Genomic DNA, 16,403 nt, shown 5'->3' on the forward strand with positions numbered 1-16,403 from the left:
TGCGGAAACTCTTGCCGGACAGACGAAAAGGGCGCGCGATCAGCGACCGCACGCCCTTTCTCCGCGACCGGATCAGAAGTTGATCATGTGGCCGGCCAGGCCGTGGAAGGCTTCCTGGAGGGCCTCGCTGAGCGTCGGGTGGGTGTGCACGTTGCGGGTCAGCTCGTTGACCGTCAGATCCCACTTCTGCGCGAGGGTGAGCTCGGGCAGCAGCTCGGAGACGTCCGGGCCGATGAGGTGCCCGCCGATCAGTTCGCCGTACCTGGCGTCGGCGATCAGCTTGACGAAACCGGTCGGGTCGCCGAGACCGTGCGCCTTGCCGTTGGCGGTGAACGGGAAGGTCGCGACCTTCACGTCGTAGCCCTCGTCGCGGGCCTGCTGCTCGGTCAGGCCGAAGCTGGCGACCTGCGGCTGGCAGAAGGTGGCGCGCGGCATCATCCGGTAGTCGCCGAGGGTGACGGTCTCCGCACCCGCGATGGTCTCGGCCGCCACCACGCCCTGCGCCTCGGCGACGTGCGCGAGCTGCAGCTTGCCGGTGACGTCGCCGATCGCGTAGATGTGCGGCACGTTGGTGCGCATGTAGTCGTCGATCCCGATCGCGCCGCGGTCGGTGACCACCACGCCGGTGGTCTCCAGGCCGTAGCCGTCGACGCGCGGGGCGAAGCCGACGGCCTGCAGCACCTTGTCGACGGTGACGGTCTCGATCGAGCCGGACTTGTTGTCCTTGATCGCGACGGTGACCTTGGCGCCGTCGTCCTCGATGGACTGCACGGCCGCACCGGTGGTGATGGTGATGCCGAGCTTCTTGTACTGCTTGGTGATCTCCTTGGAGACGTCCGCGTCCTCGTTCGGCAGCGCGCGATCGAGGAACTCGACGATGCGCACGTCGACGCCGTAGTTCTTCAGGACGTAACCGAACTCCATGCCGATCGCGCCCGCGCCGACGATGAGGATGGAGCCCGGCAGGTCACGGGTGAGGATCTGCTCCTCGTAGGTGACCACGTTGGCGCTGAGCCGGGTGCCGGGCAGCAACTTGGTGACAGTGCCCGCCGCGATGATCGCGTTGTCGAACGTGATCGACTCGGTGCCGCCCTTGCCGAGCTCGACCGAGAGCGAGTTCGGGCCGGTGAAGGTGCCCTTGCCGTCGAACTCGTCGATCTTGTTCTTCTTCATCAGGAAGTGGACGCCCTTGACCCGGCCGTCGGCGACCTTGCGGCTGCGGTCGAAGGCGACCCCGAAGTCGAAGTTCACCTCACCGGAGATGCCGAAGGTCTTCGCCTCCTTGGTGAAGATGTGGGCGAGCTCGGCGTTGCGCAGCAGCGCCTTGGACGGGATGCAGCCCACGTTCAGGCACACACCACCCCAGTATTTCTGCTCGACGATCGCTGTTCGCAAGCCGAGTTGAGCGGCGCGGATCGCGGCGACGTATCCGCCGGGACCAGCACCGAGAACGACGACATCGTAGTGGGAAGTCACGCCCCGAGCCTAACTCCGCGATGCAACCCGCACGCACCCGTACCCCACAACTGTGCGGCGTGGTTCACACCGATCGCGGAACTTCCCCCGATCGGGAAGAACGCGCCGGTCGCGCGGCGTTAGCATGCCGCGTGAGCAGCCGTTTCGATCCGATCGCGGCACCCGTTGCCAACGACGCGGGAACACTGTCGGATCCACTCGACGGGACCGCTTCCACCCATCTGACCCGGCTGGTCCGCGACACCGCCGCGGACGCGGGAGTCCGGCCCGAGGTGCTGGCAGCCGTTCCCGGAACCGATGACGCCACACTGACCGGCGAATTGAACCGGATTCCGCTGCGCTCGGTGCTCCGGCTGTGGGATCTGCTGGCGCACAGCACGACCGGTCCCGGCGCGGGACTCGCCGTGGCCGCCGCCGCACCACTCGGCACCCTCACCACCTGGGACTACCTGGTCACCAACGGGCCGACGCTGGCCGATGCCCTGCGCGCGGCTGAGCCCTACCACCGCCTGGTCACCGCGGCCGCCGAGGAGTTGACGCTGAACGATGACGGCCCGTTGAGCGTCGCCTTCCGCACCACCGCGCCCGACCCGGCGACGGCCGCGACGATCACCGAGTACGTACTCGCCTACTACCTGCGCCGCGCCCGCGAAGCCACCGGCCGTCCGGTAGTTCCCGAACGCGTTGTCTTCAGTGGTCCCGCGCCGGCCGACCACCGGGTGGTCATCGAGGCGTTCGGCACCGACCGCATCGAGTTCGGCGGGCCGGTCGACGCGGTCGTCTTCGCCGAAGCCGACGCGCGCGCGCCGCTGGTGCGCGCCGATCCTCGGCTGGCGGAGCTGCTGCGCAGTCACGCCGACCTCGTGCTGGCCACCGCCCGGCCGATCGCGGGACCGCTGGAGTCCTTCCGGATCGCGCTCGCGGCGGCGATCGATGACCGCGACGCCTCGCTCGGGGCCGTCGCACGCAGGTTGGCGGTGAGCACCCGCAGTTTGCAACGACGACTGTCCGAGCAGGACACCACGTGGCGCGCAGAATACGACCTCGCCCGCTACGAGCGGGCACGCGTCCTGCTCGCCGAGGGCCGGTCGACCACCGCGGCGATCGCCGGTCGGCTGGGATTCGCCGACGACCGGGCGCTGCGCAAGGCCTACCGGCGGTGGAGCGGCTCACCCCCGTCGGGAGCCGGAAAGCGCTGACGCCCGGAGGACTTCGCGCAGCGCGGCGGCGCGTCGGGACCGGTTGATGGCGGCGCGGGACCTGGGAGCGGAGCCGAAGCGCTCGTAGCGTCGTGGATGCCGGAGAGCCGACGCATTTCGGACACCCGGCCGCAGCGCAACCCGGACGGAAGGCACCACCATGACCGACGCGACCATCCCGAGCACCGCACGCGAGATCCACCTCGCCGCACGCCCGACCGGCGTGCCGACGGTGGCGAACTTCGCGCTGGTCGAACGACCGCTCCCCGCACTCGCCGACGGGCAGATCCTCGTCCGCAACACCTGGATGTCGGTCGACCCGTACATGCGCGGGCGGATGGACGACCGTCCGTCGTACATCGCACCGTTCCAGGTAGGGGAAGCCCTGGAGGGCTCGGCGGTCGGTGCGGTGATCGCGTCGGCGTCCAGCATCCCGGTGGGCGCGACGGTCACCCATTTCGCGGGCTGGCGCGACTATTCGGTGGTCGACGCCGACACCGCGACGCCGGTCGACACCTCGCTCGCCGCACCTCAGCACTACCTGGGCGCGCTCGGCACCACCGGTTTGACCGCGTACGCGGCACTCGTCGACGTAGCGCGGGTCGAGCCGGGCGACACCGTGTTCATCTCCGCGGCGGCGGGCGCGGTCGGCAGCGTGGCGGGGCAGATCGCCAAACGGCTCGGCGCGGCCCGGGTCGTCGGTTCGGCGGGCGGCGCGGTCAAGACGGCGCTGCTACTCGACGAGTTCGGCTTCGACGCCGCCCTCGACTATCGGGAAGGCGATCTCGCGGGGCAGCTGGCGGCGGCCGCACCGGGCGGCATCGACGTGTACCTCGACAGCGTCGGCGGCGAACACCTGCGGGTCGCGGTCGAGGCCATGCGTCCCGCCGGTCGCATCGCACTGGTCGGAGCGATCAGCGGCTACAACGGCCCCACCGGCGAGCCGGGCCCGGACCTCTACCTCGCCGCCGTCAAGGAACTCTCCCTCCGCGGGATGCTGGTCACCAGCTATCTCCCCCGCTTCGGCGAATACATCGCCAAGGCCGCCGGCTGGCTTGCCGACGGCACCCTGCGCACCCGGCAAACCGTGTACGACGGACTCGATCAAGCTCCCACCGCCTTCCTCGGCGTCCTTTCCGGCGCCAATACCGGCAAAATGCTGGTCCGCCTCCCGTGAGCAGCCGGGCACCAACGCGAAGGGCTCAGGTTCGCCAGACCTGGCGGGCGACGCGGCGGAAGTTCTCGCCGAAGACCGCGGCTCGGTCGGCGGGGGTGAAGCCGCGGGCGGCCAGGGCCTCGTCGAGGCCGGGGACGTCGGAGTCGCCGGTCAGGTCTTCTGGTGGGACCCACTGCAACGGACCGTATTTGGTGTACGCCTCGGAGAAAGCGCCCGGGTTGTTCGCCATCTCGGCGTTGAAGTCCTCGGCGTCGAAGGAGTAGTCGGAGCCGATGCCGATGTGCTCGACGCCGACGAGTTCCGCGCCGTACTCGATGTGCCGCGCCATCGCCGCGATCCGCTCGGCGCGCTCGCCTGCCGCGTTGCGTCCGAGGAAGATGCCGACGCCGTTGATCCCGATCACGCCGCCGGTCGCGGCGCAGGCGCGCGCTTGGTCGTCGGTGATATTGCGCGGGTGGTCCCAGAGCGCGGCGAAGTTGGAGTGGCTGTAGATCATCGGGACGACGCTGAGCTCGGCCAGTTCCAGCCCGGTGCGCCGGGAGCAGTGCGAGCCGTCGGCGAAGACACCGGCTTCGTTGAGCGCGTGGACGAGGTCGCGCCCGTATCCGGTGAGGCCGGTGTCCTCGGTGTCCAGGCATCCACAACCCGCGGCGTTGGCGTGGTTGTAGGCGGGCAGCAGCGACCGCACGCCGAGTTCGGCGAAACGCGCGACGTTGTCCAGATCGCCGCCGAGCGGGCCGGAGTCCTCCAAATCGAACGCGAGCGCGATGGCGCCGGGCGCTCCGACGTCGTCGATGCTGTCGACCAGATGAAACCGCCCGTCCGCCACAGCGGCACGGCGAAATCGCTCCAGCAGCGCCAGCGAGTCGGCGGTCGACTGCCGGGAGTATCCGACGTTCACCGACAAATACGATCCGGCCGGGTAACGGGCGAGGTCGCCGATGCGTGCGGCAGGCGTCAGCGGCAGACAGCAGTGCTGCTCCCAGAGGAAGGGTGGCAACCTCGAACCTCCTGGTCGGATCGGCCTCGCCAGCAGCGATCCTACTGTCCGCACCGAGCGAGCATCGGCACGCGGCGAACGGTCGGCGGCTCCCGGCTCCGCGTAGCTGCCGAGTTGCGATAGCGGCCAACATATTTCGTCGCCATCGCCGGTAACAGGGCGCCCACCTGGACCGATGCATGAAGTACATCAATCCTCCCGTGCCCCGAAGGCGGTGCGACCATGCGTCGCTTGCTTCTGCTGTTGTTTTCCTTCGTGACATTCGCCGGTCTCTGGATCGCGCCCGCGCCGGCGTCCGCCGCCCCGGCGTGCGCGTCCGGTTGGGGGTCGATCCCCAAGACGAGCCAAGCCCGGTCGCTCGCGCCGCTGACCGGAGTCCGCGCCGGCCGGCACGACTGCTTCGACCGCCTGGTGTTCGACGTCGCCGGACCGGTGACCGGCTATCACGTCGGTTACGTCGAGCGGGTCGTCATGGACGGCTCCGGAGCGCTTGTCCCGCTGCGCGGCGGAGCGTTCCTGAGCATCACCCTCAACGCTCCCGCCTACGACGACTCGTTCACCCCCACCTACAACCCGTCGAACCGGACGGAGCTCGCCGACGTGCGGGACCACCGGACCTTCCGCCAAGTGGCCTGGGCCGGCTCCTTCGAGGGCCAGACCACGATCGGCGTCGGCACGCGCGCCCGGTTGCCGTTCCAGGTGTCCACCCTCACCGGGCCGGGCGGCGGATCGCGCGTCGTAGTCGACGTAGCGCACTCCTGGTGAACCCGCGCCGCGCCGCTCGGCCACAATGTGGGGATGAGCGGCGTTGAGCGGACTGTGACCGACCCCTACCTCTGGCTGGAAGAAGTGACCGACGAGCGCGCCCTCGACTGGGCTCGCGCGCACAACGCGGTGGTGCACGCCCGGTTCGCCGACTCCGAGCGCTTCCGCGACCTGGAGCGTCGCATCCTCGACATGCTCGACACCGACACCAAGATCGCCTACCCGGCGCGCCGCGGCCCGTGGCTGTACAACTTCTGGCGCGACGCCGAGCATCCGCGCGGCCTGTGGCGGCGCACCACGCTCGCGGAGTACGCCGAAGACTCGCCGGACTGGGACGTGCTGATCGACCTGGACGCGGTAGCCGCCGCCGAGGACGAGAACTGGGTGTGGGGCGGGGCGGCGGTGCTGCGCCCGGAGCAGTCCCGCGCGCTGATCAGCCTGTCACGGGGTGGTGCGGACGCGAAGGTGGTCCGCGAGTTCGACCTCGAGCGCAGGGTGTTCCTCGAGCCGGCCGACGGCGGCTTCTTCCTGCCGGAGGCGAAGTCGGAGATCCGCTGGATCGACATCGACTCGGTGTACGTCGGCACCGACTTCGGCCCCGGTTCGCTGACCGATTCGGGATACCCGCGGATCGCGAAACGCTGGCGCCGCGGCACCGCCCTGGCCGACGCGATCACTGTTTTCGAGGGCGAGAGCGGCGATGTCGCGGTGTCGGCGGGCTACGACCGCACCCCGGGTTACGAACGGCACTACGTCGGCCGCGCCACCGACTTCTTCAACGAAGAGGTCTACCTGCTGGAAGCCGACGGCACACTGCGGTACCTGGACCTGCCCAGCGACGCCGATGAATCCTGGTACAAGGACTGGCTGCTGGTACGGCTGAAGTCGCCGTGGGAAGTCGGCGGCGCGAGCTATCCGGCGGGCGCGCTGCTGACCGCCGACTTCGAGAAGTTCCTGGCCGGCGACCGCGATTTCGAGGTTCTCTTCACCCCGGACGCGCACACCTCGCTGCACGGCTACGGCTGGACCGAGAACCACCTGTTGCTGGTCACGCTCGAAGACGTGCAGACCAAGCTCTACGTGCTGACGCCGGGGACGGACGGCTGGCGCCGCGAGCCGCTGGCCGACACCCCGCCGATGGCCACCACCAGCGTGCTGAACCTCGACCCGCTGGACAACGGCGACGAGTTCATGCTCAACACCAGCGGATTCACCACTCCGGCCACGCTGCTGACCGGCGCGGTCGGCGAGCGCACCGAGCGGCTCAAGCAGGAGCCCGGGTTCTTCGACGCCGACGGCGTGGTGACCGAGCAGTTCTTCGCCACGTCCGACGACGGCACCAAGGTGCCGTACTTCGTGATCCGCCATCGTGACCGCGAGGGCTCCCCCGGGCCGACCATGATGTCCGGCTACGGCGGTTTCGAGGTGTCGCGCACCCCCGCCTACAGCGGCGCGTCGGGCATGGGGTGGCTGGAGCGCGGCGGGACCTGGGTGATGACGAACATCCGCGGCGGCGGCGAGTACGGGCCGCAGTGGCACACCTCGGCGCAGAAGGCCAACCGGCACAAGGTGTACGAGGACTTCTCCTCGATCGCGAAGGACCTCGTCGCGCGCGGCATCACCACCGCGGATCAGCTCGGCGCGGTCGGGGGCAGCAACGGCGGACTGCTCATGGGCGTGATGCTGACCCGCTATCCCGAATTGTTCGGCGCGATCGTCTGCCAGGTGCCGCTGCTGGACATGAAGCGCTACCACTTGCTGCTCGCGGGCGCCTCCTGGATGGCCGAGTACGGCGACCCCGACAAGCCCGAGGACTGGGAGTACATCGGCAAGTACTCGCCCTACCAGAACGCCCGCGCCGACCGCGCCTACCCGCCGATCCTGCTCACCACCTCCACCAGGGACGACCGGGTGCACCCCGGCCACGCCCGCAAAATGGCGGCGCTGCTGGAGGAACAGGGCCACGAGGTCTGGTACCACGAGAACATCGAGGGCGGCCACGGCGGCGCGGCCGACAACAAGCAGTCGGCTTTCCAGGCGGCGCTGATCTACGAGTTCTTCACCCAGATGCTGATCGAACGCCGCGCCTGATCAACGGTCGCGCAGCCACTTCTCGATCTGGTCGACGGTGCTGGTGTACTGGCGGATCCAGCCGTTGTGCCCCAGTGGCTCGGGCTGCCGCCAGCGCGTCACCTCGGCGTTGGGCAGCTTCTCCAGCAGGTGCTCGGCGGAGCTGGGCGGGGTGAGGTCGTCGCCGGTCATCGTGATGGACAGCACCGGAAGCTTCAGCCGCGCGATGCGCTCCTCGTAGTCGATGTCCGCGCCGACCGGGACGAACCGGCCGGTGCGGGCCAGCCGGGCCCAGTCGGAGATCAGCACCTTGGACTGGCGGCCGAAACCCATCGAGACCCGGTCGCCGGGCCAGAAGCCGGCCAGGTTGGCCGTCAGCGAGATGGCCGTGGTGCCGACCAGCATCCCCGGACCCGAAAGTCCGCGATAGCCACGGTAATACGGCGTGCCGGACGCGACCAGGACGAGCCCGCCGAGCCTGCCGCGGATGCGCGCGGCGTACATGACGCCGAGCTGACCGCCCATGCTGTGCCCGAGCAGATACGGCGTGCTGTCCGGGAACTGCTCGCGGACCACCTCGAAGATCGCCGGGAAGTCCACCGAGACCAGCTCGTGGTAGCCGTACGTGCTGGCGGAACTCGGCTTCGGCCTGCTGTCGCCGTTGCCGCGCAGCTCACCGATGGCCACGTCGAACCCGCGCGCCGCCAGGCCCGCGGCGAACAGTTCGTAGTAACCCGCGGGGACGCCGAGGCCGGGCACGATGACCAGCACCGGGCGCGGCGTATCCGGGGTGACCGGGTGCCGGTGCGCGCCCCCGGCGGGGATCAACCGCACCGGGACCGTGGTGCCGTCCGGCATCTGGATCGGAACTGTCTGCATCCCCGCACGTTACCGCGCTCGTCACCGCCGATCCCGCGGACCGGAACGCTAGGCGCGCACCGCGCCGATGATCACCCTGCTCAGCACCCGGATCACGTCGTCGAGCGGCGGGCGCGGCTCCGCGCCGCTCCAGGAGTCCACCACATAGTTGACGCCGCCGATGATGGCGAGCATCCGCATCTCGTAGTCGCCGGCGGGAATCTCGCCGTGCAACGCGGCGTCTTCGGCGGCGCCGGCCAGCAGCGAACCCCATTCCCGGCGCACCGCGAGCCGGAATTTCTCCACCTTCGGGCCCGCGCCGACCACTTCCACCAAGGCGACGCGCGCCTTGCGCGGATCGGATCCGATCGATTCGACGTAGGCGCGGACGGCCGCGTCGATGACGTCCAGCGACTTCGCCCCGGACTTGGCGTCCAGCGCCTTCTTCACCGCGTCCCGCGACTCCCGGTCGATCTGCTCGTACAGCTCTAGGAGTAGGGACTCGCGACCGGTGAACTCCTCGTAGAACTGTCGCGAGGAGAGTCCGGCGTCCTTGCAGATGGCGCCGACCGAACTGTTGGCGTAGCCGTCCCGCGCGAAGACCGTCAGGCCTGACTCCAGAAAACGCGCACGCCGCTGACGCTGCCGGTCCTCCACGGGTTGCCCGGCATACATTCGACCCGTATTCGCATCCTGTGACATTGGGGCAGACAATACAGAAGGGCCCGAACTCATCGTCATGGATCGGGCCCTTCGTTACAACCCTCGGCCGACAATGCGTTAGCCGAAAGTTGGCTGAGCAGTTGCTACCTCATTGATCGGTCGCCGAGCCGAAGCCCGGCGACCATAGTAGTTTGCGCACAAGCACGCTCATCAGCGAATCGAGCATCCGGCAACTCCGATCTGTCCGTGAGACATTCCTTGTCACTGGCTATTTGCCGGAACAGACGATACCCAGCAGTGCCGCGATTGCGGGCAATTTTAGAGGGAAACTGTAGAATTTTTTGTTTCATTCCGATTCGTCGGTTACGGCGGGTTCGCCCGACCCCCTTGCCGGGCCAGCAATTCCGGCAGCGCGGCCACGGAATCGATCACGTGATCGGGCGGGCGATCGGCCGACGCCAGCACTCCCGACCGGAATTTACCGGTGCGCACCAGCACGCCGGTCAACCCGGCGTCTTGCGCCGCGAGCACGTCCGAATACAGGTCGTCACCGATCATCAGAACCTCCGCCGGGTCGAGCCGCATCAACGCCGCGGCGGTCCGGAAGCCGGGCGCGGCGGGCTTGCCGACCACCTCGATGCGCGCGTTGCCCGCCGCCTCCAGTCCGGGCAGGTACGCGCCCGCGTCGACGCGCAGTCCGTCCGCCGTCGCCCAGGTCAGCCCGCTGTGCATCGCGACGACGGGCACGCCGTCCAGCATCAGTTCCACCACCCGGCTCAGCGCCGCATGGCTGAATTCCGGTCCAGCGCCGCCGATCACCACCACGTCCGGATGATCGTCGTCGAGTGTGAGGCCCGCGAGGTCGGCCTCGATGTCGCCGTGGTTGAGCACCCAGACGGCGGCTCCGGGATAGCGGCCGCGCACGAACTCGGCGGTGAGCCGTGCGGCGGTGACGATCTCGGCGGGCTCGACGTCGATACCCGTGTCGCACAGACGCTTCGCGATCTCGTCACAGGTGCGCGAAGTGGTGTTGGTCAGGAAGGCGCGGCGCAGCCCGCTCTCCCGGATCCGGCGCACCGCGGCGGCCGCGCCCTCGATCTCCTGCCAGGAGGTCACCAGGACGCCGTCGATGTCGTAGAGCACACCTCCGATCCGGTCCGGCATGGCTTCAGCGTACGACCGGTCCGCTCGCCCGGCACGCCGACCGCCCCTCGGGACATCGGCGCTGTGCAGGCTGCGCGACGAACATCTGCCCGTCCGATCACTGATGCCGGGGGCCGACGGCGAGGCGGCCCGCGGGTCGATGCCCACGGCGGCAGGGTTTCTCGTGCGCCGCACCGGCCGGGGACGCGCCCGGCGGGCGGGTCAGCGCTGAGCGCCGGTGATGACCGCGTCCAGCAGGCCGGGGAAGCGCTGCTCCAGGTCGTCGCGCCGTAATTCGACCAGCCGATTGCGGCCGGAGACGAAGGTCGTCGTGATGCCCGCGTCGCGCAGCACCTTCCAGTGGTGCGAGGCGGTCGCCGCGGTGATCTCCACGTCGAACTCCCGGACATTGCAGCTCAGCGGTTCGCGCTCCCCGGCAAGCGCGCGCACCAGCTCCAGCCGGACCGGGTCGGCGAGGGCGCTGAGCACTCGGACCAGATCGATGTCGGCGGTGCTCGGCTGCGGCAGCGGGCGCATCTCCATTCTCCGATCGTTTGACAACAATCGAATCATACCCGACCCTCATTCCATGATGCTTCGACAACCATCGAACAATCTCTATCGGTCGCTCCTTCCGCTCGCCGTGGGCACTTTCGTGCTCGGCACCGACGGCTTCGTACTCAGCGGCCTGCTACCGCTGATCGCCGCCGACCTGCACGTCTCGGTGGCCACCGCCGGGCAGCTGACCACGATGTTCGCCTGGACCTATGCCCTCGCCTCCCCGGTGATCGCCGCGGCGACCGGCTCCTGGGATCGCCGCTGGGTACTCGGGGGCGGCGCCGCGCTCTTCGTCATCGGCATGATCGGGCAGGCCGCCGGGGAAAGCTTCGCCATCATGGCCGCGGCGCGCGTCGTGGCGGCGATCGGGGCGGCGGCGTTTCAGGCCAACGCGTTCGCCGTCGCGGGCGTCGTAGCCGATGACGCCCACCGGGGACGGGCGCTGTCGATCGTGACCGCGGGCATCACGCTGTCCAGCGTCGCGGGCGTGCCGATCGGCATCTTCGCCGAGCGCTGGGTCGGCTGGCGCGGCGTGCTGTGGGGGATCGCGCTGGGCGGGGCGGTAGCAGCGGTACTCGTGCTGCTCCTGCCGCGGGTGACGCTGCCGAGCACGAGCCTGCGCGACCGGATCGGCGTGCTGACCCGGCCGCCGGTGCTGCGCGTGCTGATCGTGACGACAACGCAGATCACCGCCGTCTACACCACCGTGGTCTACCTGCCGGTCGTGGTCTCGGCCTCGGTGCCGCAGACCATGCTCGCCTGGTTGCTGCTGGCCATGGGCATCGGCCAGGTGATCGGCAACGCGCAGGCCGGTCGGGCGGTCGACCGCTACGGCCCGCGGCGCACGCTGATCGTCGGGCTCGCGGGCGCGCTGGCCGGCCTGGCGCTGCTCGGCGTGGCCGTCCCTGCCGCATGGGCGGTGTTCGTCGTACTCGCCGTCACCGGGCTGTTCGGTTCGGCGATCCTGGTCCCGCAGCAGCACCGCCTCTTCGGCATCGCCCACGACGCGCCCACCGTCGCCCTCGGCCTGAACGGATCGGCCATCTACCTCGGCGCGGGCCTCGGGTCGATCATCGGTGCGACCGTGCTGGAATCCCACGGCGCCGAGTGGCTGCCGTGGACCTCAACACTCATCGCCTGCCTGGCGCTCGCGCTCGCCCTCGCGAAGGTCAAGTCTCCGACCGCGATTCCGGTTCCCGCCTGACCCGACCCGAGAGGGGCGCGGCCCCCGGTCGCGCCGCTCTTCACTAGGCGGCGGGACCGGGGCGGATCGAGTCCAGCCGGTCCGCGCATCGAGTCAGCAAGTCCTGCAACGTAGCCCGTTCGGCGTCGGTGAACTCCTCGGCGAGGGCCCGTTCGACCCGGACCGCGCGGACGTCCGCGTCGCGCATCACCGCCGCGCCCTTGTCGGTCAGCGTGGTCTCCAGGACGTTCTTGTGCCACGGGTGCGGCGTGCGCTCGATGAGCCCCCGATCCTGCAGATTGCCCAGCACGGTGTTCATCGACGGCGGGGTGACGCCGCAGAGCCGGGCCAGGGCGGCGGCCGAGATGCCGGGATTCTCCGCGAGGAACAGCAGTGCGGCGTACTGCGGCACAGTGACTCCCGCCGGTTTCAACGCGGCGTTCTTGGCCGTGTTGAGGGACTGCTCGGCACGTTTGAGATACGAGCCGATCCGTTGGGCGGCGGGCAACGACGTCATAACCGCATGGTATCCGTGCGTCACATCGTATGAACCTTGACGGATATTAGAGTTCTAACTTAGATTCATAGACGTTTTCAAATGTGAATGCATTAGATAGAACGGACTCGTATCTCGATGCCCCACGCACTTCCCCACCGCCTGCTGTCGAGCCTGGCCGCGGCGAGCGCCTGCGTCACGCTCGCCGCGTGCGGCGCCGGTGACACGCCCAGCGCCGCCGTCCACACCGTGTACGAACTCCCCGGCGACCGCGTATACCCGGAAGGCATCGCGGTCGACGCGCGCACCGGCGACGTCTACGTCGGCTCGTACACCACCGGCGCCGTCTACCGAGCGACCCCGGACGCCCGGCGCGCCGAAGTCTTCCTGCCCGAAGGCGCAGGCAATCACAAGACCGCCAACGGCTTGAAAGTCGACGCCGCGGGGCGGCTGTGGGTGACCGACTCGACCAGCGGTGTCGCGGTATACGACGTCGCGACCCGCGCTCTGCTCGCCGACTTCACCGTGCCCGGAAGCGATCCCCGCTTCGTGAACGATCTCGCCTTCACCCCGGACGGCACGGCGTATCTGACCGACAGCACGCGGGCGGTCGTCTATCGCGTCACCCAGGACCAACTGGCCGCGGCCAGAGCGCAGGGCGGGCGCGCAGAACTGAGCCCGCAGTTCGACCTACGCTCCGTGCTGCCGCCGATCGAGCCGGGCGGCTTCAGCCTCAACGGCATAGTCGCCGATCCGGCCGGCCGCTATCTGCTCACCGTCGACATGCCGCGCGGCGACCTGTACCGGATCGCGCTGTCGCCGGAAGCGAACCCGATCGGCAAGGTCACCCTGCGTGGCGGCGATCTCCGCCAGGGCGACGGACTCGACCTGCGCGACGGCACCCTGTGGGCCGCGCACAACACCACGAACACGATCAGCCGCTGGACCGTCTCCGGCGACGGGACCACCGCGACGCTGGACCGCCAGCGCAGCGACGAGGCGCTCGCCATCCCGACGACCCTGGCCCGCGCCGGCGACCGGACCCTGATCGTCTCCTCGCAGTTCGACAAGGGTGGTCCGATGGGCCCCGGCAGCCCGAAGACGCCGTTCGCCGTCGTCACCCTCGACGGGATCTGACGCCGGAAACGCCGGAAGCCGGCCCACCTCGCGGTGGGCCGGCTTCCGGTTCGAAATAAGGTGCACCCGGCCCTTGACGGCCTCCGGGTCGCCCGCGCCCTCGACGATCGTGGTCTCGTCCTTGGTGACGACGACCTTGCGCGCCTGACCGAGCAGCTCGATACCCGCGCTCCCCAGCGACAGGCCGACCTCTTCGGTGGTGATCAGCAGCGGCTTGCCCGCCTGGATGACCTTCTCCAGCAGCGGCAGCAGGTCCTTGACGGTCGAGACCTTCGAGCCGACCAGCAGGATGTACGGGTCCTCGAGGACCGCTTCCTGACGCTCCGGGTCGTATGCTGCTGGCCGGAGCACCATTAGCGGGTGCTACAGGATGTTCCAGGTGATCGGCGCGTCATCCCGAAGTGCCTCCACCCGCCGCAAAACCTCGGCGGCGGTCGCTGATCCCGGCCCGCACTTGCGTGCGTTCGTGGTGATCATCCGCAACTCGCGCAGGTCGCGAAGCCACTCATAGCCAGCCCAATCGCGCACATCGAACCCGTACACGCGGCTGAATGCCTCGTATTCATGCGGCGGGTGCCCGAATCGACGGCAATGGATCTCGATGGTTACCAAGTCCCATTCTGGTTGCCCAATTGCCGCGTTCTCCCAGTCGCACAGAACGGCCTGCCGAGTGCGATTGTTCCACAACGCATTTCGGTGTTGCGCGTCGCCATGAATCACACCTCGCATGAGCGTGTACTGGATGCCATGTTCTCGAGCCGCGAGTTCATCAAGGCGCGCTCGCAGCAAAGCGCGGTCTTCGGGCATGAGGATTCTGCTGGTATCGATAGCATGGGCGATCGACGTGATGGTGTCGTGAATCTGCTTGTCCGGCAGTGCGATCGGCGGATTGGAAGAGCAGGCGTGTAAATCAGCGAGTGGCTCTGCGAGTTCGGCCGCGGTTGTTATTCCCCGTTCCTGGTCGATGTACCTCCAGAAGGTGACCGGGCAACCGCCCAGGTTCAGTGGTTGTTCGGTATCGACGAGCGGAACCGTTGGTACAGCCTGTTCCTCCAGCCACCGGACGAGGGCTACGACATCGATGTGGCCGACATGGTTCGGTCGACCGATCTTCACTACGACCGGTTTGCTCGTCAGCGCGTATACGGCGTTGGTGTGGTGGCGCAGTAGTTCGGCACCCGTCGAATCGAACCCGGCTACGAGACAGGCGGCATCGAGGATGGCTCGGGTCCGCTCGGGGGTAAAGGTCGATTCCGTCAGCCGCGCAGGTTCGGTGTCCTGGCGCATCATCGCACCACTGTCTCGGCGCTGAGGAGTTGCCGCAAGGAGGTGGCCGAGGGAAGCAGGCGATGCCCGGTCGGCAAGGCGTCCAGAACATCGCCGGCTCGTGTGGCCACGATCTGAGTCCGATGTTCGTCAGGCAGACTCTCGAGCACATGTTCCGCAAGTCGGCAGCCGTCGTCAGCCGATCCACTCATCGCGTACCCCAGCGCGGTGTCGAATTGGATCAGTGCTGGATCAATTACCACCGCAGTCTCCTGGTAGAGCTGCAACGCCTCGTCTTGGATCCGGCGGGCCCTGGTAACGCGTCGCATGTAGGTCAGTGTTCCAGACATGTACAACAGAAGCCGTCTTGCGCTGAATCGAAACGCTTCGTCGCTGGCAGTGTTGGGCAATGCTTCGGTCAGACGCTGGGCCTTGTTCATCGCCTGTTCGGCGCCCTCTCGGTCGCCGAGTCTGGCGAGCGCGCGAGCCTCGGCCGCGGCGGCAAGTGCGGTGGCGTCGCAGGCGGTATCCGATAGGATTTCCTGCGCCGACCGGGCCAGCGAGATCGCTTTCTCGAGATCGCCATAGTAGTACGGCAGCATTGCGTGTTGCGCACGGGCGGCGGCCTGCAGCTGTCGGTTCGAACTATCGTCAGCCGCCATCCGAGCGGTGCCAAACCACGTGTTTGCGCGGCCGATCTCACCGAGCTTCATCAAAGCATCAGCGGTCAGCAAGCCGAGCACTGCCGAGGACCCTGACAGGCGCGCTTGGATGGCCGCTGGCTGCCGCTCCGCAGAGATGGCCTGTAGCTCCAGCAGATCCGGAGCGATCTCTGCCAGGGCCACCGCCGGCGGCGTCGTGGTGTATGTCCGGATTCGATCCGCGACACGTTCTTCGATCAGTTCAACGCGCGCCGGAGTCACGGTGCACCTCGACAGCGTTTGGTCGACCACCAACCGGAGACCGTCGAACGTTGCCAGCAGGTCACCTTGTTGAGGTGAAACCGAAGTATGAATCCGGCTTGTAGGTTCCGTCGTGGCCGGAGGTAACCGGCCGACCTGTTCGAGCGCAGCTTCAAAACGTTGCCGCGCAGGATCATTGAGGCTCGCGTACTTGCTTTCCAACAGGCGTTTACTGCTTGGATTGAGCTGCGCTCGAGAACCTTTGGATTCCCACAGTCGAACCGACCGCGGAGAGCATCCGATCGTGTGGCCGAACTCATCGACACTGAGGAGCATCGCCTCACGCAGGCACGCGACCTCAATTCCCGTCCAGTGGAGACCTTTCATCAGTAACTCCGCAGCGTTTTGGGTAACGGTGGTCTGAGGCTAGCCCGACCATCGCTGGGTTGAAACACATTGCCGGAACAATTCCGGGTCGCTGCCTTATCGCTTCCAGAGATACGGCGCAGG

Annotated in this window: 15 protein-coding genes and 1 pseudogene; 6 read left to right on the forward strand and 10 right to left on the reverse strand. The window is 68.3% G+C overall.

Annotated features, from left to right (window positions below):
• Positions 1–72: 72 nt before the first annotated feature.
• Positions 73–1,476, reverse strand: a complete 1,404-nt coding sequence (gene lpdA / locus QMG86_RS29130; protein WP_281875965.1) for a dihydrolipoyl dehydrogenase — start codon at positions 1,474–1,476, stop codon at positions 73–75.
• Between the two features lie 131 nt (positions 1,477–1,607).
• On the opposite strand from lpdA, the gene QMG86_RS29135 reads away from it, so the two are divergent.
• Both QMG86_RS29135 and QMG86_RS29140 read left to right on the forward strand, forming a co-directional pair.
• Positions 1,608–2,675 (forward strand): AraC family transcriptional regulator, encoded by a 1,068-nt coding sequence (locus tag QMG86_RS29135; protein WP_281875966.1) that lies wholly within the window; start codon positions 1,608–1,610, stop codon positions 2,673–2,675.
• A gap of 160 nt (positions 2,676–2,835) precedes the next feature.
• The gene (locus QMG86_RS29140) at positions 2,836–3,852 is read left to right on the forward strand and encodes an NADP-dependent oxidoreductase (protein ID WP_281875967.1); all 1,017 of its coding nucleotides are present in this window, start codon (positions 2,836–2,838) and stop codon (positions 3,850–3,852) included.
• 25 nt (positions 3,853–3,877) lie between these two features.
• Here QMG86_RS29140 and QMG86_RS29145 read toward each other — a convergent pair whose 3' ends face one another.
• Entirely contained in the window at positions 3,878–4,852 is a 975-nt protein-coding gene (locus QMG86_RS29145) for a dipeptidase (protein WP_281875968.1), read from the reverse strand.
• Positions 4,853–5,074: 222 nt separating this feature from the next.
• On the opposite strand from QMG86_RS29145, the gene QMG86_RS29150 reads away from it, so the two are divergent.
• Together QMG86_RS29150 and QMG86_RS29155 are read left to right on the forward strand one after the other, a co-directional pair.
• Positions 5,075–5,617 carry an AMIN-like domain-containing (lipo)protein gene (locus QMG86_RS29150; protein ID WP_281875969.1) on the forward strand — a complete coding sequence of 181 codons (543 nt, stop codon included), beginning with the start codon at positions 5,075–5,077 and terminating at the stop codon, positions 5,615–5,617.
• Between the two features lie 33 nt (positions 5,618–5,650).
• Positions 5,651–7,708: a prolyl oligopeptidase family serine peptidase gene (locus QMG86_RS29155; protein WP_281875971.1), complete on the forward strand. Its 2,058-nt coding sequence runs from the start codon at positions 5,651–5,653 to the stop codon at positions 7,706–7,708.
• On the opposite strand, the gene QMG86_RS29160 is transcribed toward QMG86_RS29155, so the two are convergent.
• The 4 genes from QMG86_RS29160 to QMG86_RS29175 all read right to left on the reverse strand — a co-directional run bounded on the left by QMG86_RS29160 (position 7,709) and on the right by QMG86_RS29175 (position 10,894).
• A complete protein-coding gene (locus QMG86_RS29160; RefSeq protein ID WP_281875972.1) occupies positions 7,709–8,566 on the reverse strand; it encodes an alpha/beta hydrolase family protein in 858 nt (285 codons plus the stop codon).
• A 48-nt stretch (positions 8,567–8,614) separates the two neighbouring features.
• Positions 8,615–9,220, reverse strand: a complete 606-nt coding sequence (locus tag QMG86_RS29165) for a TetR/AcrR family transcriptional regulator (RefSeq protein ID WP_281875974.1) — start codon at positions 9,218–9,220, stop codon at positions 8,615–8,617.
• A 351-nt stretch (positions 9,221–9,571) separates the two neighbouring features.
• Positions 9,572–10,372 carry an HAD-IIA family hydrolase gene (locus tag QMG86_RS29170; protein ID WP_281875976.1) on the reverse strand — a complete coding sequence of 267 codons (801 nt, stop codon included), beginning with the start codon at positions 10,370–10,372 and terminating at the stop codon, positions 9,572–9,574.
• A gap of 201 nt (positions 10,373–10,573) precedes the next feature.
• Entirely contained in the window at positions 10,574–10,894 is a 321-nt protein-coding gene (locus QMG86_RS29175) for an ArsR/SmtB family transcription factor (RefSeq protein WP_201298008.1), read from the reverse strand.
• Between the two features lie 46 nt (positions 10,895–10,940).
• Here QMG86_RS29175 and QMG86_RS29180 point away from each other — a divergent pair, with 46 nt between their 5' ends.
• Positions 10,941–12,113 (forward strand): MFS transporter, encoded by a 1,173-nt coding sequence (locus QMG86_RS29180; protein WP_281875977.1) that lies wholly within the window; start codon positions 10,941–10,943, stop codon positions 12,111–12,113.
• A gap of 43 nt (positions 12,114–12,156) precedes the next feature.
• On the opposite strand, the gene QMG86_RS29185 is transcribed toward QMG86_RS29180, so the two are convergent.
• Positions 12,157–12,609 carry a MarR family winged helix-turn-helix transcriptional regulator gene (locus QMG86_RS29185; protein WP_201298007.1) on the reverse strand — a complete coding sequence of 151 codons (453 nt, stop codon included), beginning with the start codon at positions 12,607–12,609 and terminating at the stop codon, positions 12,157–12,159.
• 117 nt (positions 12,610–12,726) lie between these two features.
• Between QMG86_RS29185 and QMG86_RS29190 the strand changes: the two genes are divergently transcribed.
• Complete coding sequence (locus tag QMG86_RS29190; RefSeq protein WP_281875978.1) at positions 12,727–13,725, forward strand: SMP-30/gluconolactonase/LRE family protein; 999 nt, start codon at positions 12,727–12,729, stop codon at positions 13,723–13,725.
• Positions 13,726–13,788: 63 nt separating this feature from the next.
• Here the strand turns inward: QMG86_RS29190 and groEL are convergent.
• The 3 genes and pseudogenes from groEL to QMG86_RS29205 form a co-directional block, all read right to left on the reverse strand.
• Positions 13,789–14,055 (reverse strand): annotated as a pseudogene (gene groEL, locus QMG86_RS29195) (chaperonin GroEL); the annotation flags it as partial.
• Positions 14,056–14,088: 33 nt separating this feature from the next.
• Positions 14,089–15,015 (reverse strand): aminoglycoside phosphotransferase family protein, encoded by a 927-nt coding sequence (locus QMG86_RS29200; protein ID WP_281875979.1) that lies wholly within the window; start codon positions 15,013–15,015, stop codon positions 14,089–14,091.
• Complete coding sequence (locus QMG86_RS29205; protein ID WP_281875980.1) at positions 15,012–16,280, reverse strand: helix-turn-helix domain-containing protein; 1,269 nt, start codon at positions 16,278–16,280, stop codon at positions 15,012–15,014. Before QMG86_RS29205 ends, QMG86_RS29200 begins: the two co-directional genes overlap by 4 nt.
• Positions 16,281–16,403 lie beyond the last annotated feature (123 nt).

It is taken from the genome of Nocardia sputorum (assembly GCF_027924405.1).
Classification (GTDB): Bacteria; Actinomycetota; Actinomycetes; order Mycobacteriales; family Mycobacteriaceae; genus Nocardia; species Nocardia sputorum.

Coding starts and splice junctions, on each gene's coding strand:
- QMG86_RS29140 (WP_281875967.1), top strand. CDS start 2,836: ATGACCGACGCGACCATCCCGAGCACCGCACGCGAGATCCACCTCGCC.
- QMG86_RS29180 (WP_281875977.1), top strand. CDS start 10,941: ATGATGCTTCGACAACCATCGAACAATCTCTATCGGTCGCTCCTTCCG.
- QMG86_RS29190 (WP_281875978.1), top strand. CDS start 12,727: ATGCCCCACGCACTTCCCCACCGCCTGCTGTCGAGCCTGGCCGCGGCG.
- QMG86_RS29165 (WP_281875974.1), bottom strand. CDS start 9,220: ATGTATGCCGGGCAACCCGTGGAGGACCGGCAGCGTCAGCGGCGTGCG.
- QMG86_RS29205 (WP_281875980.1), bottom strand. CDS start 16,280: ATGAAAGGTCTCCACTGGACGGGAATTGAGGTCGCGTGCCTGCGTGAG.
- QMG86_RS29200 (WP_281875979.1), bottom strand. CDS start 15,015: ATGATGCGCCAGGACACCGAACCTGCGCGGCTGACGGAATCGACCTTT.
- QMG86_RS29155 (WP_281875971.1), top strand. CDS start 5,651: ATGAGCGGCGTTGAGCGGACTGTGACCGACCCCTACCTCTGGCTGGAA.
- QMG86_RS29170 (WP_281875976.1), bottom strand. CDS start 10,372: ATGCCGGACCGGATCGGAGGTGTGCTCTACGACATCGACGGCGTCCTG.
- QMG86_RS29185 (WP_201298007.1), bottom strand. CDS start 12,609: ATGACGTCGTTGCCCGCCGCCCAACGGATCGGCTCGTATCTCAAACGT.
- QMG86_RS29160 (WP_281875972.1), bottom strand. CDS start 8,566: ATGCAGACAGTTCCGATCCAGATGCCGGACGGCACCACGGTCCCGGTG.
- QMG86_RS29175 (WP_201298008.1), bottom strand. CDS start 10,894: ATGGAGATGCGCCCGCTGCCGCAGCCGAGCACCGCCGACATCGATCTG.
- QMG86_RS29150 (WP_281875969.1), top strand. CDS start 5,075: ATGCGTCGCTTGCTTCTGCTGTTGTTTTCCTTCGTGACATTCGCCGGT.